Source organism: Rummeliibacillus pycnus, assembly GCF_044359855.1.
GTDB lineage: Bacteria > Bacillota > Bacilli > Bacillales_A > Planococcaceae > Rummeliibacillus > Rummeliibacillus pycnus_A.
In genome coordinates this window covers 553,790-577,082 of sequence record NZ_CP132291.1, presented here as the reverse complement: position 1 = coordinate 577,082, position 23,293 = coordinate 553,790, and the positions used below count along the sequence as shown (strand labels likewise).

Genomic DNA, 23,293 nt, shown 5'->3' with positions numbered 1-23,293 from the left:
ATCATCTTCACTTAAGCGGAAATCACTCTAATGAAACTAAAATTAGTGCAAATAACCATATCAAATGCACAAAGCATCTCAACTTTTTAGCATAAGTTAAAGTATACCTAGATAGAAGGGAGGAATCATCTATGAGTGATTATCAAGGCGGTTATGGTGAAGAAAGACATGAAAACAAATTTACCTTAGTCGTTGTCTTGTTTATCTTGTTGATTATTGTAGGAACTTCTTTCATGAGATGTGGCTACTAAAAAGGGTTAATATGGAGAGGCCTCCACCCCTTACACTTTAGAATCCCACTTGTTGTGAACTGCCCCCAATTACCCCCAATTGTTAGACTCAAACTCTAATGATTGGGGCATTTTAGTGGCAAAATAATCAACAAAATTCAAATTAGTAGGCGAACATTTTATGTAAATAATTGTCCCTATGATTACTGTAAAAATAAAAACATCATATTGTCTGATTAATATGATAGTATGTGAATAGAATGATATCAACGTAAAAGAGGGATAATATGTCGATAGTGCCTAAGTTGGCCTCGAAGTTACAACGTCGTGATGAAGAACCAAATATTGAACTAGCAAGGAATTAGTTAACGATCATAATCTTGAAGGTATAAAAGAAGTTATACAAAACTTATCTAATAAGGATAAAGGTATTCAACAAGATTGTATTAAAGTAGCATATGAAATCGGGGAAGTTAAACCAGAGCTTATAAGTGAATACGCGTTAACCTTTATAAATTTACTGAAAAGTAGAAATAACCGTTTAGTTTGGGGTGCAATGACAGCATTAACTACCATTGTGACAATTTCATCTAAGATAATAATGGAGCATCTTGATACAATTTTTTTAACTATGAAAACTGGCTCCGTTATTACTGTTGATCAAGGGATATTAACCTTAGCAAAATTATCATCTGTAAGCAATGAAAACAATGACAGAATTTTTCCATTCCTGCTTCATCATTTAGAAACTTGTAGACCGAAAGAACTCCCTCAACATGCTGAGAGTACTCTTATAGCTGCTAATAATGATAATAAAGAGGCATTTTTAACTGCGTTAAAACGAAGAGAAAATGAACTTACAGCACCTCAATTAAAAAGAATTAAAAAAATTTATAAAGTAATAGGGCTAAATGAATAATATGTGGAGGAACTATGATGAAAGAATATAAAAAATGCCAAAGCTGTTCTATGCCAATTAAGAAAGCAGAAGACCGAGGTACTGAAAGAAATCATGAAAGAAGCTCAATGTATTGTAAACATTGTTATCAGGAAGGCGAGTTTACTCAAAAGAATATATCCGTAGATGAGATGACGGAGTTTGTAAAAGGAAAGTGTATTAAAATGGGTTTACCCAAATTTTTAGCAGGCATGTTCGTAAGAAATTTAAATAAGCTAGAAAGATGGAAATAGAAATACATATTGAGTTAATTGTACCTAGTTAAGAAAAAGATTTGAAACAGTCATAAGAAAATCTCATATTAATTTATAACAGTGAACCGTAGCATAAGTAAGGTTATTGTATTAAAATTGAATATTCTTAAGATGTAATTTGATATCTTTTTCTTAAGTAATCGGTGAACTTATCATTCAGGATATCATTAGTAAACAGCCAAAGGACTTCTATTAGAAGTCTTTTTTATTTATAAGCTTTTGATAAGGTAATAAATGCGATTGAAATATTTCATTATTCGAAATTTATTTTTCAGTTTCTTCCATAAGTTCTGAATTTTTGATAAACTGATACGTACGAAGAAAAGAAGGTGAATCTTTTGAAAGTATTTTTTGAATTAGGATGGTTTTTTAAAGAAAGGAAATGGCAATATGTAGCTGGCATTACAATGCTTATTTTTGTTGCCATCTTACAATTAGTCCCTCCGAAAATCATTGGGATTGTCGTTGATGAAATAGCCAATGCTCAACTAAATTCAAAGAGGCTATTAATTTGGCTTGGAATTTTGACGATTACTGCAATTGTTATGTACATAATACGATATTCTTGGCGTCAAATGATTTATGGTTCTTCTATGTCTCTAGCTAAGCGCTTACGTGCTCAATTGTTTCGACACTTCACTGCCATGTCTCCAGCATTTTATCAAAAGCGTCGAATTGGTGATTTAATGGCACATGCCACGAATGATATATCGGCCGTACAACAAACAGCTGGTAATGGAGTGTTAACATTAGTCGATTCACTCACAACTGGTGGTTTTGTTATATTAGCCATGGTGTTTACAATTGATTGGAGACTAACATTAATAGCTTTAATTCCAATGCCTTTTATGGCGTTATCAACCAGTTATTATGGAAAATTACTACATCAACGTTTTCATCATGCACAAGCGGCGTTTTCAGAATTAAATGATAAAACACAAGAGAGTATTACAGGTATCAAAGTGATGAAAACATTTGGTCAAGACAAAGAAGATGTAGAGGATTTTAAAAGGCTATCTCAAGAAGTGGTAGATAAAAACATTCGTGTTGCAAAAATTGATTCTTTATTTGATCCGACCATTTCACTTGTTGTTGGTATTTCATATTTTCTCTCAATGGTATTTGGTGCCAAATTTGTTGTGGCGGGAGATATGAGCATTGGAGATCTAATTGCCTTTATTGCTTACTTAGGTTTGCTTGTCTGGCCGATGCTCGCATTTGGTATGTTATTTAATATCATGGAAAGAGGTAGTGCTTCATATGATCGAATTCGAACATTATTAAATGAAAAGATTGATATAATCGATCATCCAAATGCCTTATCTATCCAACCAAAGGGAGATTTACATTTTCATGTGGAATCATTTACATTTCCAGGGGATCTATCACCTGCATTGCAGCAAGTAGACTTCACGTTAAAACGCGGTGAAACATTAGGTATTGTTGGAAAAACAGGTGCTGGGAAGACAGCAATTTTAAAACTTCTATTAAGAGAGTTTGATGGATTTCAAGGTCAAATTACTTTTGGAAACCATGAGCTTAATGCATACCAAGCAAAAAAATTACGTGAAGCAATAGGCTATGTACCTCAAGAGCATTTTCTCTTCTCTTCAACTTTATATCAAAATATAGCATTCGTTAATCCAAAGGCTACAGAGGCAATGGTATTTGAAGCAGCAAGTATTGCACAAATTCATGATGATATTATAGGCTTCCCAGATGGCTATAACACAATGGTTGGAGAACGTGGAGTATCTATTTCTGGAGGACAAAAGCAAAGAGTTTCAATTGCTAGAGCTTTACTGATGAATCCAGAATTACTTATTTTAGATGATTCCTTATCGGCTGTGGATGCGAAAACTGAAGAAAGTATTTTGCAAGCGCTAAAAAGTGCTAGGCAAGATGCGACAACAATCATTACTTCTCATCGTTTAAGTGCTTTGCAACATGCACAAATCATAATTGTATTACACGAGGGGACGATTGTAGAAAAAGGAACTCATGAGACGTTAATGGCATTAAAGGGTCGATATTATGAGATGTACCAATTGCAACAATTAGAAAGATTGGTTGAAAGTGGAGGTGGAAATGCATGAATAATGATCGAACCACCGCTTTAAGTAGTAAAGAGCAATGGCAAGTTTTAAAACGTTTGTTGGGATATTTAAAACCACATAAAAAATCAATAAGTATTGCACTTTTCCTATTAGTTATTACTGTGGTCGGGGATATCACGGGTCCATATATAATAAAAGTCTTTATGGATGATTATTTAACACCTAGAAATTTCCCTACGAATCCTTTAGTTATACTTGGTGTAACTTATTTGGCAATTCAGATTTTAAATGTCATCATAAGCTATTTTCAGATGATGAGATTTCAAGAGCTCGCATTAAAAGTCATCCAGCAATTACGAATTGATGTATTTCAAAAAGTCCATCAACTTGGAATGCGTTATTTCGACAAAACACCTGCTGGAAGTATTGTTTCTCGGGTAACGAATGATACTGAAGCAATTAAAGATATGTTTGTTACGGTATTAATTGGATTTATACAAAGTGGTTTTTTAATCATTGGTGTTTATATTGCAATGTTTTCTTTAAATGTGAAGTTAGCTTTTGCATCGCTTATTCTACTTCCTATTCTGTATATCATTATTAGCGCTTATCGAAAATATAGTGCTATTTTCTATATGGATATGCGAGAAAGACTGAGTCAACTAAATGCCAAAATCGCAGAGTCATTACAAGGAATGTCTATTATTCAAGCGTTTCGGCAAGAATCTCGCTTCTATGATGAATTTGATGAAATAAACGAAAATCATTATAAGGCAGCAATGAGCAGTATCAAGTTAGATAGCTTGTTATTACGTCCAATTATAGACCTTGTGTATACATTCGCAATTATATTGTTATTAAGTTTTTTTGGTATAACTTCTTTCCGTGAGCCTATTGAAATAGGTGTTATTTATGCTTTTATATCATACATTAATCGCTTTTTTGAGCCAATTAATCAAGTAATGCAAAGAATGTCCTTGCTTCAACAAGCAATTGTTTCTGCATCTAGAGTATTTAAATTGCTGGATGATCAAGAGTTAGATCCTCATCAACCTGAAAATAATAGTTTTCATGTTGAGAAAGGACGAATTGAATTTAAGAATGTATCGTTCTCATATGATGGTAAAACAGATGTTTTAAAACATATACATTTCACTGTAAATCCAGGAGAAACGGTTGCGCTTGTAGGACATACTGGAAGCGGGAAGAGCTCAATTATTAATCTTCTCATGCGATTTTATGAATTTAGTAGAGGGGAAATTTTAATAGATGGTCGGTCTATTAAAGAATATTCAAAGCAAGAATTACGTGAGCAAATGGGACTTGTATTACAGGATCCGTTTTTGTTTTATGGTTCGATTTCTAGTAACATTCGATTATTTAATGAAAGTATGACAGATGAAGACATAAAAGAAGCAGCGACATTTGTGCAGGCAAATGAATTTATCGAGCAATTACCTGATCAATATAACCATAAAGTATCTGAACGAGGTTCGACTTTCTCTAGTGGACAAAAGCAACTGATTGCATTTGCAAGAACAATTGCTACAAACCCTAAGATTCTCGTATTGGATGAAGCGACAGCTACAATCGATACCGAAACTGAAATGGCGATTCAAGTAAGTTTAGATAACATGCGTAAAGGGCGTACGACGATTGCAATTGCTCATAGATTGAGTACAATTCAAGATGCTGATCAAATTCTCGTCTTGCACCAAGGTGAAATTGTTGAAAGTGGTACACATCAGCAACTCTTACAGAAAAAAGGTTTATATCATAAAATGTATCGATTGCAAAATGGATTAGTAAATGAAATTAAAGGTTAATAATGAAAAAAGAATACCCATAGATATCTTTCGCTTTTATTTGAATTCAGCATTATAATGATAAGAAATACAAAAGTTCAAAAAAATGTCACAAGTAAAAAATAAGAATTTTTTCGTAAAGTTTGGTACGATGGATACAGTAACTATAAGGAGCGACATCCGCATATGAATACAGATATAAATTTATTCTTTGCTTTTGGTGCAGGCTTATTAAGCTTTATCTCACCATGTACGTTGCCTCTTTATCCGGCGTTCCTTTCTTACATAACTGGCGTATCCTTTAATCAGTTAAAAAACGAAAAAGGTATGTTGCAAAAAAGAGCCATCTTACACACATTATTTTTTTTACTAGGTTTTTCTGTGATTTTCGTAGTATTAGGTTTTAGTACATCTTTTGTAAAAGGTTTCTTTGTACAATATGATGAGTTAATCCGCCAAATTGGTGGTATTTTAATTGTAGTATTTGGTCTTGTTATTACTGGTATTTTCACTCCTGAATTTTTGATGAAAGATCGTAAATTTGAATTCAAAAATAGACCATCAGGATACATTGGTTCAATGCTTATTGGCCTTGTATTTGCAGCTGGTTGGACACCATGTACAGGCCCTATTTTAGCTGCGATTATCGCTTTAGGTACGACAAACCCAGACTCCGCTATATGGTATATGTTAGCCTATGTACTAGGTTTTTCAATTCCATTCTTCGTACTTTCATTCTTCGTTTCAAGAATGGATTGGATTAGAAGAAATAGCCAAAAACTCGTTAAAATTGGTGGGTATATCATGATTGTAGTTGGGGTTATTTTATTCTTTGATGGAATGACTGTTCTTAATCGCTTATTAACACCTATTTTCGGAGGATTCCAAGGCTTTTAATATTGAGTAAATAGTTACGAGGTGAAATGGTTGTCAACTGTTCTAGTAGTAGATGATGCAATGTTTATGCGTCACGCCATTACAACGATGCTTGAAGAGGCGGGCTTTGAAGTAATAGGCGAGGCGGAAAATGGAAAACAAGCAATAGAGCAATATCAAAAGCTACATCCTGATGTTGTTACAATGGATGTTACGATGCCAGTGATGTCAGGCTTAGAAGCTACTAAAGAGATTATACAAAATGATCCCAATGCCAAAATTTGTATTGTCACTGCATTAGGGCAACAAAAACTTATTTTAGAAGCACTGAAATATGGCGCAAAAGATTTTATTACAAAACCTTTTGAGAGGGAACATTTAGAGACGACCATTCGTCAATTGATAGAATAACTTTTTAATAGATAGGTGAGTGTATTACGTTGAGTTCTATTCCTTCTCAGTATATGGTAATTGCTTCTACTGTTGGTGTTGTATTTATGGGGATTATGATGATGATAGTTCGTGCTAAATCAGCTAAAAAACCAGCGAGTGTAAAAAAAATAATTATTCCTCCAATTGCTATGTCGACGGGTGCATGCATGTTCTTTAATGAATATTTCCAAGTACCTTGGCTACAAGTATTTGAAGCAGTAACTGCAGGATTAATTTGTTCAACAGTTTTGATTGCAACTTCTAAATTCCAAATTGTTGATGATAAAGTTTACTTAAAACCTTCTAAAGCCTTTTTCTTCATCCTAGCAGGCTTATTAATTGTTCGTACGGTTGTAAAAGTTAAATTAAGTGGTACATTCGACTTAGGAGAACTTGGTGGAATGTTCTTTATATTAGCTTTTTCTATGATTGCACCTTGGCGTGTAGCCATGTTGATACAATTCAAAAAACTTCAAAAGCAATTACATTTACAACAAGACTAAAAAAAGGTTCTTCTCCATTTCGGAGAAGAACCTTTTTTCATTTACCCTCTCGAGATTACTTTATCTCTGCTGAAAGCTAGAAATACGTTTGTAATTCGGATTTTCTAGAGATTGTTGATGCTGGAGCGTTCTCTACTTTTTGGTTTTAATCTAGTAAATCTTCATAAGGCGATAAGTCAATTTTCATTTGATTTAATTTTTTACGTAAAAATTTATGATCGCGTTTTGGTGAGGCTTGTATGTATCCTCTAATGATTAAGTCAAAATCGATTTTCTTTGCCTTTTCTTCTAAAGCAAGTTGTCCAATTTTACCTGCAATTTTTTGCTTCGCAACATCGCGAAATAGTTCTGGTACTGGGCTAACTAATTCATTTAATAAGTCCTTTTCTTGTTGATGCCATAAATGTAAGCTTTTGTTTACATAATAATCTTGCCAATCCAATGTAGATTTACCATCATCTTTTGGCATTGATTTCAAAAACTTGCGGAACATGAAGAAGCCGCCTATAGCCATAGTTCCTACTAGAACAACTACCCAAAATAATATAAACCACATAAACCAGCCGTTTAGCACACTATTCACCTCCCTATCATTATAAATTGAATATTAAAAAATTGCATCCCTTGTCCTTTTTCGAGATTTAAAGTCTATGTAAGAAGTGAAGGGAGGTGATCTTCATGGCAACGAAAACATTTGAAAATGCAACACTTCGTTTAAAGTTCTCATTAGGTGTAAATGAAAATGGTCAAATTATTGAAAAAACGAAAACGTTCCGTAACGTATCAGAACAAGCATCGTTAGATAATGTGGCTACTGTAGGTACTGCACTTGCTAGTCTGTTCCAAAACCAATTTATTGGTACAGGTTTAGCAACACAAGAAGCAATTCGAAATTAATAAGAAAAGGAGAGAGTGTAAATGGCAAAAGTTCTGCAATTACAATTTAAAACATCTGATGGATCTGCATGCTCTTTGAGTGTTGATACGCCAAAGGAGGATTTAACACCTGAAGTAATCTATCAGGTAATGAACACAGTTATAGACAGCAAGGTTTTTGCAATAAATGGTGTAACACTTTCAGAAATCGTTGGTGCACGCTACATTGAACGTACAGTCACAGAATTGCAAGCGTAAATTGTTTAAAACTGTCTCATTTATCAACAGATAGATGAGACAGTTTTTTTAGAGAGGAGGAATTGTGTTGGCTGAATGGACTACTCTTATTCAAGAAATAGGATTTCCTATCTTTGTCTCATTCTATTTAATGCATCGAGTAGAATCAAAGCTACAAGCAATTCACGATGCTTTATTGGACTTAAAATAAACAGATTCACAAATTCGTCTTAAAGCTTTCAATTAGTGTCCTTGTAATCTGTGTTACAATTCGATAAGATGAATGCAGAGTAGGAGTGAAATATAAGATGAAAAAAAGATTTATTTTACCGTCCTTATTTTTAGTTTTAGCTGTATTATTATCTGCATGCGGTGGTAGTGACAACTTTAAAGCTGAAACCGATTGGCAAGTACAGGATTTCAATTATACGAACCAAAATGGTGACAAGGTTTCACTAGATAGTTTGAAAGGTAAACCATGGCTTGCAATGTTTATCTTTACAAATTGTACGAGTATCTGTCCACCAATGACCATTAATATGACAGACATCCAAAAAAAGTTTAAGGAAAAAGGATTAGAAGACTACAAAATCGTTGGATTTAGTGTGGATCCTACAACAGATACACCGGCAAAATTAAAGAAATACCTAGCACAATATCCTGTACCGGACAATTCTAAATGGGATCTACTTACAGGTTATTCACAAGATGATATTGCTAATTTAGCATTAAAATCATTTAAAACATTTGTTAAAGATGATCCTAATACTAACCAGGTAGTTCATGGTTCAAGTTTTTTCCTAGTCAATCAAGATGGGGTAGTTGTGAAAAACTATAGTGGCTTTAAAGACGTCCCAGTTGATACGATTGCAGTGGACATGGAATCAATTATTGAAGATGGCAAATAAAAAGCAAATGAGCAGCTATTCAAAAAAATAGCTGCTCATTTTTATTTTCTCTCTTGAAGTAAAGCGCGAATATCCTTTAAAAGGTCTTCTGTTGTTTCAGCTGGTTGTTCTTCCAAAACTTCTTCTTGTTTTTTCTTGAAATTAAATTTTGAAATAATCCGAATGAAAATGAAGATGGAAAAAGCAACGATCAAGAAATCAAGAACGTTTTGTATGAAACTACCATACTTAATTTTGTAAAATGTTAAAGAAGTAAAATCAAATTCTTCTTTTCCACTAAATAGACTAATAATCGGCATAATGATATCGCCAACTAAAGAAGATACAATTTTACCAAAAGCAGCCCCGATAATAACCCCGACTGCTAAATCTACCACATTTCCTTTAAAAGCGAATTTTTTAAAATCTTCCCACATGTATTTTTTACCTCCTATAAAAAGGATGTTTTACTAAAAAGTAATATTTTTTATAAAACACCTATTACACATAGTATCAAACCTTATTCTTAAAAACTAGATAGTAAATATCTAATCTAGGTGATTTTAACTTTTCATGTTATGATATGTATTTAGTGATAATGGAAATATTTTTATGAGAATTGAGGTATTTTGATGAATAAAGTATTTGCCGCTGTATTATTAGCGACAGCTTTGGCAGCAATAGAAGGTACGATAGTTTCAACAGCAATTCCCAGTATAACAACCGATCTCTCTGGTGTTGATCTTATTAGCTGGATCTATTCTGCTTATCTTTTAACTTCGGCGATTTCTGCCATTATTTTTGGGAAATTAGCCGATCTATTTGGACGCAAGAAAATGATTATTGCAGGGATTTGTATTTTCTTAATAGGATCATTATTATGTGGAATGGCAACATCAATGGAACTTCTTATTATTTTCCGTGCAATTCAGGGGATAGGGGCAGGGTCCATTTTACCAATTACTTTAACAATTGTTGGAGAGTTATTTGATTCGGAGAAACAACGTGCTAAAGGACAAGGCTACATAAGTATGGTATGGGGTGTCTCAGGTGTTGTAGGTCCCTTAATCGGAGGATTTATTGTAGACCAATTGACATGGCATTTCATTTTCTTATTAAATATTCCTTTTGGTTTAGGGGCAATACTTCTAATTGCTAAACATTATAAAGAAGATCGAATTAAATTAACTCGTAAAATTGATTTTGCAGGTGCATTCCTTTTCTCAATAGGAATGGTTGCATTGCTTTATTCACTTATAGCAGGAAGTAATACGCAACATTGGGCAACCACAACACAAATAATCTTTTACATAATTGCAATTGTTTTTCTTGGATTGTTTGTATTTGTTGAAAAGAAAGCAAGTGAACCAATCATCCCACTTTCATTATTTAAAAATAAACGATTAAATGTGATAAATGGTTTAACTCTATTTTGTATGGCAGTTGTCATTAGTATTTCAGTATATTTACCAATTTACGCTCAATCTGTATTAGGGAAAAATGCGACAGAGGCAGGGCTTATGCTAACCCCTATTTCTGTAATGTGGACAGTAGGTGCAATTATTTCAGGTAATTTAGTTGGCCGTTTTGCAAACAAAACGATTATCCAAATCGGAACAGTCTTATTGTTGATTTCAACATTTATGCTTATGTTCTTATCTTCCTCAACTAGTTCACTTTTTGTCTATCTATCAACTTCGTTTTTAGGATTGGGCATGGGTCTTATTGCACCAATGATTGTATTAACAGTTCAAGCATCTTCTTCAGATGAGCAGTTAGGAACGGCGATTGGTTTAAACTCCTTTATCAATACTTTTAGCCAATCGATTGGTGCGGCCATTTTTGGAGTTCTATTTAATATAACTACAAGTGGGCGTTTGTCTTTATTAGGTGCTGAGCATATTAATTTAAATGGATCATTTGACCATTCAATCTTTTCGCAACAACAGATTAGTAAGATCATTGAAATTATAGCGGATGGTATACGATCTGTTTATACTGGTTCTTTCATTTTCGCTATCTGTGCTTTAATTTTGGCGATTTTTGTAACGAAAAGAAAATCTCAAGTAAAATAAGACTAATTAAAAGAAGGGTATCCACTAGAATTTAAATAGTTCTAGTGGATACCTTTTTACATAATTGTTGCACCTAATGAATTTTTAAAATGACCAAGAGCCCACTCATGCCCCGCTTGATTAAAGCTTGCAACAGAGTCTTCATAGATGAAAAGGTCAAATGCCTTATTATACGCATCAACTGCTGTATGAAGTACGCAAATATCTGTGCAAACTCCTGTTAAAAATAATTCATTTATTTTTCGTTCACGTAAGATCTGTTCTAGATTTGTTCCAGCAAACGAGCTGTAACGTGTTTTATCCATCCAAATAACATTTGGTAAATGTTTTATTTCTTCGTACAACGACTGTACTTCATTATATAGTTCTCTTCCTTTAGTATTGCGAATATTATGTGGTGGGAATAACTTCGTTTCTGGATGAAAAGGATCGTTTTTTTCATGTAAATCACAAGCGAAAATAATTAGCTCATCTTCATCGATGAATTGACGAATATGATGTAAAATAGCTTTCTCAAGTATTTGTCCTGGCTCTCCGCAAGTTAAAGCTCCATTTTCCGCTACAAAGTCTACAGTATAATCGATTACGATTAAGGCTTTCTTCATTTCATCACCCCAACATTTGTCTTTACATATATCATGACACACTTTATAGAAGAATGTCGAATCAATTTCATAAATACATTTTCGGTTTATAAATACGGAAATTTCAACATATTAAATTTTCAATGTTCAATTTTAGATGTTCCGCTCCAGACGGCTTTCCACGGGCTTGGCTTCAATCTCCTCGGGACAACACGAAGTTTCTTACGAAGCCGTTTCCAAAGAAAGTGGCGTTCTTAGCCTTTATTGAGTCGCATTCTGCAGCGAAGCAATAAAATTGGATATCACTAAATATCCGTATATTTTAATATAAATTTTGTATTTTATATTGATTAAGTCATATAAATATTAAGATTACTTACTCTTAAATATTTTGCAAGTTCAATTAAAATAGTATATAATTACGAAAACGTTGAAGGGAGTGTAAGCTTATGGATCGTGCATTAATGAAAAAATTAAACAAACAGGCATTAATTTTCGTAGCGATACATTCAATTTTCTTTTTGAATCTCGCTTTTGACTTCTTAGAGATCCACTAAGTCTTAAAATAAAATATGATCATACAGATACTAAATGCTTCTTCTCCGACGGAAAACACATTTCGCCTTTGAAGAAGCATTTTTGTTATTTAAAATGGATAAATTATAGAGTTATAGAGTTGGCAAAAGGAGTGATTACAACTTGCAATCATTTGAAAAGGCATTTGAAAACGTTGAAAGGCCATTTGCTTGGGTCGATATGAATGCTCTAGATGCAAATATTCGATTTATCAACCATCATGTCAAAGATAAAAATGTTCGCATCGCAACGAAATCCATTCGTTCTATTCCCTTACTTAGATATTTAAATGAAAAGTTATCTAATGTATCGGGGTTGATGACTTTTACTGCAAGTGAAACCTGTTATTTGTTAGAGAATGGCTTTGACCATTTGCTCCTCGGCTATCCAGTTTTGGAGGAAAAAAGCGTTTTAGAGTTATATAAATATATTAAAAAAGGCTATGATGTTTGTTTTATGGTAGATGATATTCGACAAGCAAAGTGGTTAAACGAATTAGCGAAACGTTCGAATGTAAATGTTGGAATATGTATCGATATAAATCTTTCAATTGAACTTCCGTTTATCTATTTTGGTACAAGGCGCTCTGCTATAACAAATTTAAAGGATTTAACGAACTTATTAGAATTGCTAAAAAAACAAACACATTTACATATTGAGGGTGTGATGGGCTATGAAGCACAACTCGCAGGTGTTGGTGATTTGCCAATACAAAAATGGAAGCGACCAGTGATTCAACAATTGCAAAAGGTTTCAAAAAATCGAGTTGCAAAGCTTCGAAAGGAAGCGGTTGATTTCATTTTAGCTGAAATTGGGGAGGTAGAATTTGTTAACGGGGGAGGATCAGGGAGTATAGATTTTACAGCACAAAGTTCAGAGGTAACAGAAATTACAATTGGATCAGCATTTTTTAATCCTGCATTATTCGATCAATATAGTCAATTAGATTTACAGCCTGCTGCTGGATTTGCTTTACGCGTCACAAGAAATCCAACAAGGGATGTTGTAGTTTGCCATGGGGGTGGTTATATTGCTTCAGGTGCTATTGGAAAAGATAAGCAGCCGGTACCTTATGAAGCCCAGCATTTTGCCTTTTTACCACTTGAAGGTGCTGGAGAAGTACAAACACCATTAAGAAGAAAGGATTATCAGAATACCAAGATTGGAGATACAATTTATTTTCGTCATGCAAAAGCTGGTGAGTTATGTGAACGTTTTACACAGTTAGAGGCTGTAAGAAGTGGTCAACATGTGAATTGTTTCAAAACTTATAGGGGGGAAGGAAAATGTTTTCTGTAAAAGATTGGGTAGATACACGAAAGTGGCAAAATTGGGCTGGAAATGTGAAAGGGACCCCAACTCAATCATTATTACCACATGACACTAAACAGTTGTCTAATTTAATTTGGAATACACAAAAACAACATAAAACGATTCGAGTAACTGGAGCAGCACATTCGTTTAGTCCAATTGCTAAACCAGATGATATTGCCATCTCTCTTCATAATATGCGTGGGTTAATTGATATTAATAGAGATACGGGGGAAGCCACATTTTGGGCAGGCACATATTTGTATGAAATTGGTCCAATATTGGCACAATTCGGCTTTGCACTTGCGAATATGGGAGATATACATGAGCAAACAATTGCTGGTGCTATCGGAACAGGTACGCATGGTACAGGGGTGACATTAGGTTCTTTATCCAGCCAAGTTGTGATGTGGGGGTTTGTAGACGGATTAGGTAACTATCATGAACATACGAGAGGAGACGATGACATATCAAAAGCTTTACACATATCCTTAGGACTATTAGGTGTGCTAGTTAAAGTAACCATTAAAACAGTTCCACTATACAGTCTAAAATGTCAAACAACCCATTACAATTTTGATGAAGCAAATAAAGTTTGGGATATGATGATTCGGGAACATCGTCATGTTGAATGGTTTTACTTCCCTGGTACTGAGCGAATTCAAGTGAAAATCATGGATCAAATCCCAATTGTGGAACAGTCTAAGAAATCTAAAACGGTAGAAGATTTAAAAAATAATGTAATTGAAAACGGCCTTTTATTAGTCGTTTCAGAAGTTTGTAAAATACAGCCTAAAGCCACAAAATGGGTAAGCAACTTAGCTTCAAAAAGTCTACCAAATAGCGTAAAACAAGGCCTGAGCTATGAAATTTTCCCATCATCTCGTAAAGTGAAATTTTTAGAAATGGAATATGCAATCCCTTTGGAACATTTCAATGATTGTATGGAAGAAATACATTTCACGTTAAAATCGCATCCATTCAAAGTGCATTTTCCTATTGAGTGTAGGACAACAAAGGGAGAAAGTGGCTTTTTAAGCCCAACACAAGACAGAGAAAGTGCATTTATAGCTTTTCATATGTACAGAGGAATGGATGAAAAAGACTATTTTAGATGGGTACAAAAATTGATGAGAAAATATAATGGTAGACCACATTGGGGGAAAATGAATCATCTAACTAAGGAGCATATACTAGAGCTCTACCCAAATTATCCACGCTTCCTTCAATTACGAGAAAAATATGATCCTGAAAATATTTTTGTTACGGATTATTTCAAAAAACTAATCGAATGAACAAATAACATCTAACATCATTGTGTAAAAAAATAGTTAGATTATGTTAGGTGGGAATATTCTAAATAGATTCAATTGAATCTATTTCTTAATGCATAATTAATATAAAATATACGAGCATTTAATTTTATCCAATTTTGCTAATTGTGGAGCGTAAGACGGCGAGTCCTCGAAAATGCATACGCATTTTCTTCGTGCGAGGCTAATTCACTGAGGCTCATTCAGAGTCCTACGGGAAAAGCTTGAGCTGAAAGCCTTGCAGGAACGTAGTGAAGGTACTGAAAAAGTAAAAATAAATGAAAAATTATAATGAAAATCTTATATAGCTATATTTATTGATGTGGAATTAGCGAAGACTCCTGCGGGAAAGCGAGACAGGTGAGACCCCGCAGGGAACGAAGTGAGCGAGGAGGCTCAACGCTCGCCCGCGGAAAGCGAAGCTAATTCCACATCGTGCAGAAATTAGATTAATACTATAAGCGCCGTCTGTAGCGGAACATACAAATCTGAATATGGAAAAGTAAATATGTTAAAAAGTTCGTATTTAAAAACTAAAAATGAATTTGTGAAATAGATCCAATTAATTAACTTTTCTAAAAATTTAATTTTGTTCAAAACTTAGCGAAAAATTAATATAAAGGGAATGAAAACGTATTCATTAAAGATTTAATTTTTTAAATTGAGTGACAATTCTAAAAATACTGTTGACTTCATTGGAAATACGTACTATGATAGCAACAATTTAAAAAATGTTTTATGCACATAGCTAAAGACAGATTATTGTATTTTACAGAAAGAAGTGAAGAGTATGGGGGAACAGTTAATTTTTCTTGATGGAAATTTAGTGAAAAAGGAAGACGCTAAAGTTTCTGTTTATGATCATGGTTTTTTATATGGTGATGGAGTATTTGAAGGCATTCGCTCATACAATGGCAACGTCTTTCGTTTAGAGGAACATTTAATTCGATTATATGAATCTGCTAAATCAATTTTACTCACCATTCCATACACAATAGAAGAAATGACTGAAATTGTTAAGGATACATTAAAAGCAAATGAGTTACAAAGTGCATATATCCGTTTGATTGTATCAAGAGGTGTCGGTAATTTAGGAATCGATCCTTCAACATGTATTGGAGCAAGTGTCATTGTTATTGCTGAACCACTTGCACTATTCCCAGCTGAATTATATGAAACTGGTATTTCAATCGTTTCAGCGTCAAGTAGACGTAACCGTTCAGATGTATTAAGTCCAAAAACAAAAACATTAAACTACTTAAATAATATTCTAGTGAAGCTTGAAGCGACACAAGCTGGTGTTTCCGAAGCATTAATGATGAATGATGAAGGGTATGTAGCAGAAGGCTCCGGTGATAATATTTTCATCGTTAAAGGGAATAAATTAATTACTCCTCCAGGTTATATTGGTGCATTAGAGGGAATCACTCGGAATGCTATTCTAGATGTTGCGAAAGAACGTGGCTACGAAGCGAGTGAAGGTGTATTTACAAGACATGATGTATATGTTGCGGATGAAGTATTTTTAACTGGTACTGCAGCTGAAGTAATTGCAGTTGTAAATGTTGATGGCCGTGTAATTGGCGATGGTAAACCTGGCAAAATAACAAAAGATATCCTTGAAGGTTTTCGTGAAATCGTCGAAAAAGAAGGCGTCAAAGTATATAACGAAGAAGTTACAGTAAAGTAAGGGGCGGTATACATGCGTAGTGACATGATTAAAAAAGGAGTCGATCGAGCTCCACACCGCAGCTTATTATACGCTGCAGGTGTAAAAACAAAAGATTTAGATAAACCATTCATCGGTGTCTGTAATTCATATATTGATATAATCCCAGGACACGTTCATCTTCAAAAATTTGGGGAAGTTGTTAAGCAGGCAATTCGTGAAGCTGGTGGTATTCCTTTTGAGTTCAACACTATTGGAGTTGATGATGGGATAGCAATGGGACATATCGGTATGCGTTATTCATTACCAAGCCGTGAGCTAATTGCAGATTCCGCAGAAACTGTTATTAATGCCCATTGGTTTGATGGTGTATTTTACATACCTAACTGCGACAAAATCACACCAGGAATGTTGATGGCAGCTGTTCGTACAAATGTACCTTCTGTCTTTGTATCTGGTGGTCCGATGGAAGCGGGTGTATCTTCAACAGGTGAACAATTATCACTTACTTCTGTTTTTGAAGGTGTAGGGTCATATAAAAGTGGTCTTATGACAGCCGAAAAACTAAAGGAAATTGAAGAAAATGCATGCCCAACTTGTGGTTCTTGTTCCGGTATGTTCACAGCTAACTCGATGAACTCATTAATGGAAATGCTAGGTATGGCATTACCCGGAAACGGTACAATCGTTGCAACATCTGAAGAAAGATATCAGTTAATTAAACAAGCTGCAGAACATCTAGTTCGTATGGTTAAAGAGAATGTTAGACCTCGTGACATCATTACTAAAGAAACTATTGATGACGCATTTGCACTTGATATGGCTATGGGTGGTTCAACAAACACAGTTTTACATACACTCGCAATCGCTCATGAAGCAGAAATCGACTATAACATCGAGGATATCAATAAAGTTGCAGAACGTGTTCCATATTTATCTAAAATCATGCCAGCATCCAACTATTCAATGCATGATGTCCATCTTGCAGGTGGTGTTAGTGCAATTATTAACGAATTATGTAAAATACCTGGCGCAATTCATAAAGATCGCATCACTGTCACTGGTCAGACATTAGAAGAATTGGTTGAAGGTCATGAAATTAAGAATTCGGAAGTCATTCGTACAAAAGATAATCCATATAGTTCTGTAGGTGGTTTATCTGTTCTCTTTGGCAATATAGCTCCAGATGGTGCAGTAATCAAAGTGGGTGCAGTAGATCCATCGATTAAAGAATTTACTGGAGAAGCAATTGTATTCGATTCTCAAGAAGAGGCACAAGCTCGAATTGATGATGGAACAGTTCAAGCAGGGCATGTTGTAGTCATTCGTTATGAAGGTCCAAAAGGAGGGCCAGGGATGCCTGAAATGCTAGCACCAACTTCTGCAATTATGGGGCGTGGCTTAGGAAAAGATGTAGCGCTTATAACTGATGGTCGTTTCTCTGGTGCATCTAGAGGCATCTCAATTGGTCATATATCTCCAGAAGCAGCTGAAGGTGGACCAATCGCATTAGTTGAAAATGGCGATATTATATCAATTGATTTGATAAACAGAACAATTGAATTAAAAGTGTCAGATGAAGTTTTAGCTGACCGAAAAGCAACATTAAAACCATTTGAACCCAAAATTAAAAAAGGTTATTTAGCTCGTTATTCTAAATTAGTTACTTCCGCTTCAACAGGCGGCGTTATGAAGATATAATTTGACAACAAAATAATGAAAAAACGTTGATAAGGTTAAAGGTATTAGAGTTTTGTATTTACAGAGAGCCGGGTTGCTGAGAGCCGACAATACAACTAATACTGACATCCCCTTGGAGTGGGTTACTAAAAGCTATTTGCAATTAGGTAGCCTCGGGCGCATACTTTTGTGCTCGTTAATGAAAGAATAGATTATTCTATTCATGAGGTAGTCGTTTTCTGACTATAAAATAGGGTGGTACCATGAAAGCTTTTTTCATCCCTACGCGAAAGGTCTTTTTTGCGTGGATGAAAAAGCTTTTTTTATATAATAAATTTAATATCCTAGGGAGGAGTTCTATGATGAATGCACAAGTTCAACTAAAGAAACAATCAGCGACAGATCAAGAAGTTGATCAAGAATGTAAAGCCAGTAAGACGGGTGCTGAGATTTTTATCGAATCGTTGCAAAACCAAGGTGTTGAAATAGTTTTTGGATATCCAGGTGGTGCAGTCTTACCTTTATATGATGCACTTTATCGTAATCCAATTAAGCATATACTTGCTCGACATGAACAAGGTGCTATTCATGCAGCTGAGGGCTATGCACGAGTATCGGGTAAGCCTGGAGTAGTAATTGCTACTTCTGGACCAGGGGCTACTAACTTAGTTACTGGTATTACTGATGCAATGATGGATTCTTTACCACTCGTTGTCTTTACAGGTCAAGTTGCAACAACTGTCGTTGGTACGGATGCTTTCCAAGAAGCGGATATTGTTGGAATTACTCAACCGATTACAAAACATAACTATCAAGTGAAAAATGTTCAGGACTTACCACGAATCGTAAAAGAAGCATTTCATATTGCATCAACTGGTCGCAGAGGCCCGGTTGTAGTTGACATCCCAAAAAATATTGCAAATGCTATTTTTGATGATAGCGCAGTTGAAGAGGCAACTATAAACTTGCCAGGCTATCAACCAACGTTGCATCCAAATTATTTGCAAATAAAAAAAGCCGTATCATTACTTAGCGCAGCAAAACAACCACTTGTTTTAGTAGGTGCTGGTGTTTTAGCAGCTGATGCTTCGAAAGAATTAACAGAATTTGTGGGAAAATTTAATTTCCCTGTTGTTAATACATTATTAGGACTTGGAAGTATTGAAGGAAACCATAAACTTTTCCTAGGAATGGCTGGTATGCATGGAACATTTACAGCTAATATGGCTATTAGTAATTGTGATGTTCTGTTAAACATAGGCGCTCGTTTTGATGATCGCTTAACAGGAAATTTGAAAAAATTTGCTCCGAAAGCAAAGGTAATTCATATTGACATCGATCCTGCTGAGATTGGTAAAAATGTTCCAACTGAAATTCCAATCGTTGCAGATGCTAAAGAAGCATTACTTTCATTATTAGAACAAACATTTGAAGTAGAAGATTTTACATTTTGGCATGAGTATTTGCACGAATGCCAAGAAGAATGTCCACTATGGTATGACGATGATGGTGATGGTACAATTTATCCTCAATTTGCGGTCGAAACGATTCACCGTCTAACTAACGGTGAAGCAATCATTACGACTGATGTTGGCCAGCATCAAATGTGGACTGCTCAATATTATCCATTTAAAAAAGATCATCACTGGGTAACTTCAGGTGGTTTAGGAACAATGGGCTTTGGTTTCCCAGCAGCAATTGGAGCACAATTTGCTGATCCTGATAAAAAAGTTATTTCAATTGTTGGCGATGCAGGATTCCAAATGACGCTTCAAGAGCTTTCATTGCTGAAAGAATTCAAACTGCCAGTGAAAATTTTCATCTTAAATAACAGTTGTCTAGGTATGGTTCGCCAATGGCAAGAGACATTCTATGAAGAACGCTATTCTTCTTCACTTATGCCAGTACAACCAGACTTTGTCAAACTTGCTGAAGCATATGGCATAAAAGGCTATAAAGTTGAAAAAGTAGACGACGTGGAAGCTGTATTCAAAGAAGCAATCGAATCAGATGAACCAACTTTAGTAGACTGCCGTGTGAAAGAACTTACATTAGTTAATCCAATGGTAGCACCTGGTAAAGGACTTGCTGAAATGATTGGAGTGAAAAAAGGATGAGAAGAGTAATAACCGTAACAGTTATTAACCAAAGTGGTGTTCTAAATCGTGTTACAGGGCTACTGATGAAACGTCAATTTAATATTGAAAGTATCACGGTTGGTCATACTGAACAACAAGGTATTTCTAAAATGACGTTTCTCGTAAACGTAGAAGATCAAGCTAAAATTGAACAGCTTGTAAAACAATTATCAAAGCAAATTGACGTGATTAAAGTCAATGACATAACAGAAAAATCAATTGTTATGCGTGAATTAGCACTTATTAAAGTAGTAGCTCCACCGAATTTGCGTAGCGAGATCAATTCAATCGTCGAACCTTTCCGTGGTTCAATCATTGATATGGGTAAAAATGTGATTACATATCAAATCGTTGGTAATCCGGAAAAAATAGATGCTTTTATTGAATTGATTCGTCCATATGGTATTAAAGAACTTACTCGTACTGGTGCAACAGCATTTGTACGTGATGCTCAACTTAAGCCATCAGCGCAACTTTCGATTTTACAATAAAAAAATATAAACTACAAAACAATCAGGGGGAATTTAAAATGGCAAAAATGTATTATAACCAAGACATCAATGAACAAGTATTAGAAGGTAAAAAAATCGCAATTATCGGCTACGGCTCACAAGGTCATGCACATGCTTTAAACTTGAAAGAATCAGGTTTTGACGTTCGCGTTGGTATTCGTCCAGGGAAATCTGCTGAAAAGGCAAAAAATGATGGTGTTGATGTTAAATCAGTAGCAGAAGCAGCTAAAGAAGCAGATGTAATCATGATTTTACTTCCAGATGAAAGACAAAAAGCAGTATACGAAGCGGAAATCGCTCCAGGATTAGAAGCTGGAAATGCACTAGTTTTCGCACATGGCTTCAACATTCACTTTAAACAAATCGTGCCACCTGCAGATGTAGATGTATTCTTAGTTGCTCCAAAAGGTCCAGGACATTTAGTTCGTCGTACTTACGAATCAGGTGCAGGTGTACCAGCTCTAATCGGTATTTATCAAGATGCTACTGGTACTGCAAAAGATATTGCTCTTGCTTATGCAAAAGGAATTGGTGCAGCACGTGCGGGCGTACTTGAAACAACTTTCAAAGAAGAAACAGAAACAGATCTATTTGGAGAACAAGCAGTTCTTTGTGGTGGTACAGCAGCTCTAGTAAAAGCTGGTTTCGAAACATTGGTAGAAGCGGGATACCAACCAGAAATTGCTTACTTTGAATGTTTCCACGAATTAAAATTAATCGTTGACCTTATGTACGAAGGTGGCCTTTCTAACATGCGCTACTCAATCTCTGATACTGCTGAATGGGGCGACTTCGTTTCAGGTCCACGTATCGTAACGGATCAAGTAAAAGCAGCAATGAAAGATGTTCTTACTGATATCCAAGAAGGTAAGTTTGCAAAAGAATGGATCAACGAAAATGAAACTAATCGACCAAAATACAATGCAATCAAAAAAGCTGAATCTGAACATCAAATCGAAAAAGTAGGGGAAGAATTACGCGCTATGATGCCATTCGTAGGCAAAAAAGTTGAAAAAGAAACTGTTGGTAGTACAAAAGCTTAGTAATTTTAGTTGATAGTATTCCATGATCTATATCTAAATAGTGATTTTTACAATTCACAACTTAAAGGAGTAGTTTACCTGCTTCTTTAAGTTAAATAGTTGTAACGAATGGAACTATCGAAAATTTAGAAGGAGTGCATGTTTAATCATTTTAGTATTGGAGGAGTTTTTATGGAAAAGAAGATTACTATTTTACCTGGTGACGGGATTGGTCCTGAGGTTGTTGCTTCTGCAGTAGAAGTACTACAAGCTGTGGGCAAAAGATTTCAACACACATTTCATATTGCATACGCAACGATTGGAGGTGCAGCAATTGATCAGCATGAGGATCCACTTCCTCAAGAAACCATTGAGTTATGTGAACAAAGTGATGCGATCCTTTTAGGCGCAGTAGGGGGTCCAAAATGGGATCAAAATCCTGCTGAACTGAGACCTGAAAAAGGATTACTCCGTATTCGTAAGCATTTTGATTTGTTTTCAAATTTACGCCCCGTTCAGGCTGTTCCATCACTCATAAAAGCTTCTCCTCTAAAAGATGATTTAGTAAAAGATGTCGATCTACTAATCGTACGTGAACTAACTGGAGGCTTATATTTTGGTGAGCCACGTAAACGTACAGATGAAGAGGCACTAGATTCACTAGTATATACTCGACCTGAAATTGAACGTATTGTGGAGAATGCGTTTGAACTAGCGCGTGTTCGTAGAGGAAAGTTGACATCTGTTGATAAAGCAAACGTTCTTGATACTTCTCGCTTATGGAGACAAATTGTAGACGAGAAAAAAGCACAATATCCAGATGTAGAAGTAGAGCACAGTTTAGTCGATTCGACTGCTATGAAGCTTATTACGAATCCAGGTGCATATGATGTCATTGTCACTGAAAATATGTTTGGAGACATTTTAAGTGATGAAGCTTCTGTTATTACAGGATCACTTGGTGTTCTACCTTCTGCTAGTATTCGCTCAGACAATTTCGGATTATATGAACCAGTCCATGGATCTGCACCAGAACTTGCAGGTAGAGGAATTGCCAATCCGGCTGCAACGATTCTCTCGGTTGCAATGATGCTACGCTATTCATTTGGATTAAAAGAAGAAGCTGCTGAAATTGAACGCGCTGTTAATGCTGTATTTGAAGATGGTTATTTCACTGCAGATTTAGCAACGCCAGATAGCCGCGTACTTACAACAAATGAATGGACTGAAAAAGTATTAAATGAATTAGATACAAGTTTTGTTTCAGATAGTATTATGACTACTTATATTTAGAAAAT

At 35.1% G+C, this 23,293-nt stretch carries 24 protein-coding genes; 21 read left to right on the top strand and 3 right to left on the bottom strand.

The annotated features are described in order from the left end of the window. The first annotated feature begins 131 nt into the window (after positions 1–131). The 8 genes from Q8X41_RS02795 (at position 132) to Q8X41_RS02760 (ending at position 7,115) form a co-directional block, all read left to right on the top strand. A complete protein-coding gene (locus Q8X41_RS02795; RefSeq protein WP_397538743.1) occupies positions 132–251 on the top strand; it encodes a YjcZ family sporulation protein in 120 nt (39 codons plus the stop codon). Between the two features lie 535 nt (positions 252–786). Further along, positions 787–1,149, top strand: coding sequence for a hypothetical protein (locus Q8X41_RS02790; protein WP_397538742.1), 363 nt, complete (start codon positions 787–789; stop codon positions 1,147–1,149). Positions 1,150–1,166: 17 nt separating this feature from the next. After that, positions 1,167–1,421, top strand: a complete 255-nt coding sequence (locus Q8X41_RS02785) for a zinc ribbon domain-containing protein (protein ID WP_397538741.1) — start codon at positions 1,167–1,169, stop codon at positions 1,419–1,421. Positions 1,422–1,780: 359 nt separating this feature from the next. Beyond that, positions 1,781–3,538 carry an ABC transporter transmembrane domain-containing protein gene (locus tag Q8X41_RS02780; protein ID WP_397538740.1) on the top strand — a complete coding sequence of 586 codons (1,758 nt, stop codon included), beginning with the start codon at positions 1,781–1,783 and terminating at the stop codon, positions 3,536–3,538. Next, positions 3,535–5,325 (top strand): ABC transporter ATP-binding protein, encoded by a 1,791-nt coding sequence (locus Q8X41_RS02775; protein ID WP_397538739.1) that lies wholly within the window; start codon positions 3,535–3,537, stop codon positions 5,323–5,325. The genes Q8X41_RS02780 and Q8X41_RS02775 overlap by 4 nt, the downstream gene beginning before the upstream one ends. A 165-nt stretch (positions 5,326–5,490) precedes the next feature. Next, complete coding sequence (locus tag Q8X41_RS02770; protein WP_397538738.1) at positions 5,491–6,201, top strand: cytochrome c biogenesis CcdA family protein; 711 nt, start codon at positions 5,491–5,493, stop codon at positions 6,199–6,201. 30 nt (positions 6,202–6,231) lie between these two features. Further along, the gene (locus Q8X41_RS02765) at positions 6,232–6,591 is read left to right on the top strand and encodes a response regulator (protein ID WP_397538737.1); all 360 of its coding nucleotides are present in this window, start codon (positions 6,232–6,234) and stop codon (positions 6,589–6,591) included. A 53-nt stretch (positions 6,592–6,644) separates the two neighbouring features. Continuing rightward, positions 6,645–7,115 (top strand): CcdC family protein, encoded by a 471-nt coding sequence (locus Q8X41_RS02760; RefSeq protein ID WP_397540188.1) that lies wholly within the window; start codon positions 6,645–6,647, stop codon positions 7,113–7,115. 145 nt (positions 7,116–7,260) lie between these two features. Here the strand turns inward: Q8X41_RS02760 and Q8X41_RS02755 are convergent, their stop codons facing one another. Then, on the bottom strand, positions 7,261–7,689 hold the full coding sequence (locus Q8X41_RS02755; protein ID WP_397538736.1) for a DUF2621 domain-containing protein: 429 nt from the start codon (positions 7,687–7,689) through the stop codon (positions 7,261–7,263). A 104-nt stretch (positions 7,690–7,793) separates the two neighbouring features. Here Q8X41_RS02755 and Q8X41_RS02750 point away from each other — a divergent pair, with 104 nt between their 5' ends. From Q8X41_RS02750 to Q8X41_RS02735, 4 genes are all read left to right on the top strand, one after another. After that, positions 7,794–8,012 (top strand): DUF1659 domain-containing protein, encoded by a 219-nt coding sequence (locus Q8X41_RS02750; RefSeq protein ID WP_397538735.1) that lies wholly within the window; start codon positions 7,794–7,796, stop codon positions 8,010–8,012. Between the two features lie 21 nt (positions 8,013–8,033). Beyond that, complete coding sequence (locus Q8X41_RS02745; protein ID WP_397538734.1) at positions 8,034–8,249, top strand: DUF2922 domain-containing protein; 216 nt, start codon at positions 8,034–8,036, stop codon at positions 8,247–8,249. Positions 8,250–8,316: 67 nt separating this feature from the next. Continuing rightward, complete coding sequence (locus Q8X41_RS02740) at positions 8,317–8,439, top strand: YvrJ family protein (RefSeq protein ID WP_397538733.1); 123 nt, start codon at positions 8,317–8,319, stop codon at positions 8,437–8,439. A 97-nt stretch (positions 8,440–8,536) separates the two neighbouring features. Further along, positions 8,537–9,136: an SCO family protein gene (locus tag Q8X41_RS02735; protein ID WP_397538732.1), complete on the top strand. Its 600-nt coding sequence runs from the start codon at positions 8,537–8,539 to the stop codon at positions 9,134–9,136. Positions 9,137–9,177: 41 nt separating this feature from the next. Here the strand turns inward: Q8X41_RS02735 and mscL are convergent, their stop codons facing one another. Continuing rightward, positions 9,178–9,552 (bottom strand): large conductance mechanosensitive channel protein MscL, encoded by a 375-nt coding sequence (gene mscL, locus Q8X41_RS02730; RefSeq protein WP_397538731.1) that lies wholly within the window; start codon positions 9,550–9,552, stop codon positions 9,178–9,180. 192 nt (positions 9,553–9,744) lie between these two features. Here mscL and Q8X41_RS02725 point away from each other — a divergent pair, with 192 nt between their 5' ends. Beyond that, positions 9,745–11,190 carry a DHA2 family efflux MFS transporter permease subunit gene (locus Q8X41_RS02725; RefSeq protein WP_397538730.1) on the top strand — a complete coding sequence of 482 codons (1,446 nt, stop codon included), beginning with the start codon at positions 9,745–9,747 and terminating at the stop codon, positions 11,188–11,190. Between the two features lie 56 nt (positions 11,191–11,246). On the opposite strand, the gene Q8X41_RS02720 is transcribed toward Q8X41_RS02725, so the two are convergent. After that, the gene (locus Q8X41_RS02720) at positions 11,247–11,795 is read right to left on the bottom strand and encodes a cysteine hydrolase family protein (RefSeq protein WP_397538729.1); all 549 of its coding nucleotides are present in this window, start codon (positions 11,793–11,795) and stop codon (positions 11,247–11,249) included. Between the two features lie 678 nt (positions 11,796–12,473). Here Q8X41_RS02720 and Q8X41_RS02715 point away from each other — a divergent pair. The 8 genes from Q8X41_RS02715 (at position 12,474) to leuB (ending at position 23,288) form a co-directional block, all read left to right on the top strand. Then, a complete protein-coding gene (locus Q8X41_RS02715; RefSeq protein WP_397538728.1) occupies positions 12,474–13,649 on the top strand; it encodes an alanine racemase in 1,176 nt (391 codons plus the stop codon). Next, a complete protein-coding gene (locus Q8X41_RS02710; RefSeq protein ID WP_397538727.1) occupies positions 13,637–14,956 on the top strand; it encodes a D-arabinono-1,4-lactone oxidase in 1,320 nt (439 codons plus the stop codon). Before Q8X41_RS02715 ends, Q8X41_RS02710 begins: the two co-directional genes overlap by 13 nt. A gap of 808 nt (positions 14,957–15,764) precedes the next feature. After that, positions 15,765–16,664, top strand: coding sequence for a branched-chain-amino-acid transaminase (gene ilvE, locus Q8X41_RS02705; RefSeq protein WP_397538726.1), 900 nt, complete (start codon positions 15,765–15,767; stop codon positions 16,662–16,664). 12 nt (positions 16,665–16,676) lie between these two features. Then, positions 16,677–18,344: a dihydroxy-acid dehydratase gene (ilvD, locus tag Q8X41_RS02700; protein ID WP_397538725.1), complete on the top strand. Its 1,668-nt coding sequence runs from the start codon at positions 16,677–16,679 to the stop codon at positions 18,342–18,344. 341 nt (positions 18,345–18,685) lie between these two features. Further along, positions 18,686–20,440, top strand: a complete 1,755-nt coding sequence (gene ilvB, locus Q8X41_RS02695; protein WP_397540187.1) for a biosynthetic-type acetolactate synthase large subunit — start codon at positions 18,686–18,688, stop codon at positions 20,438–20,440. Then, entirely contained in the window at positions 20,437–20,952 is a 516-nt protein-coding gene (gene ilvN, locus Q8X41_RS02690; RefSeq protein ID WP_397538724.1) for an acetolactate synthase small subunit, read from the top strand. The genes ilvB and ilvN overlap by 4 nt, the downstream gene beginning before the upstream one ends. 38 nt (positions 20,953–20,990) lie before the next feature. After that, the gene (gene ilvC, locus Q8X41_RS02685; protein WP_397538723.1) at positions 20,991–22,016 is read left to right on the top strand and encodes a ketol-acid reductoisomerase; all 1,026 of its coding nucleotides are present in this window, start codon (positions 20,991–20,993) and stop codon (positions 22,014–22,016) included. Positions 22,017–22,187: 171 nt separating this feature from the next. Beyond that, positions 22,188–23,288, top strand: coding sequence for a 3-isopropylmalate dehydrogenase (leuB, locus tag Q8X41_RS02680; RefSeq protein WP_397538722.1), 1,101 nt, complete (start codon positions 22,188–22,190; stop codon positions 23,286–23,288). The last annotated feature ends 5 nt before the right edge of the window (positions 23,289–23,293 follow it).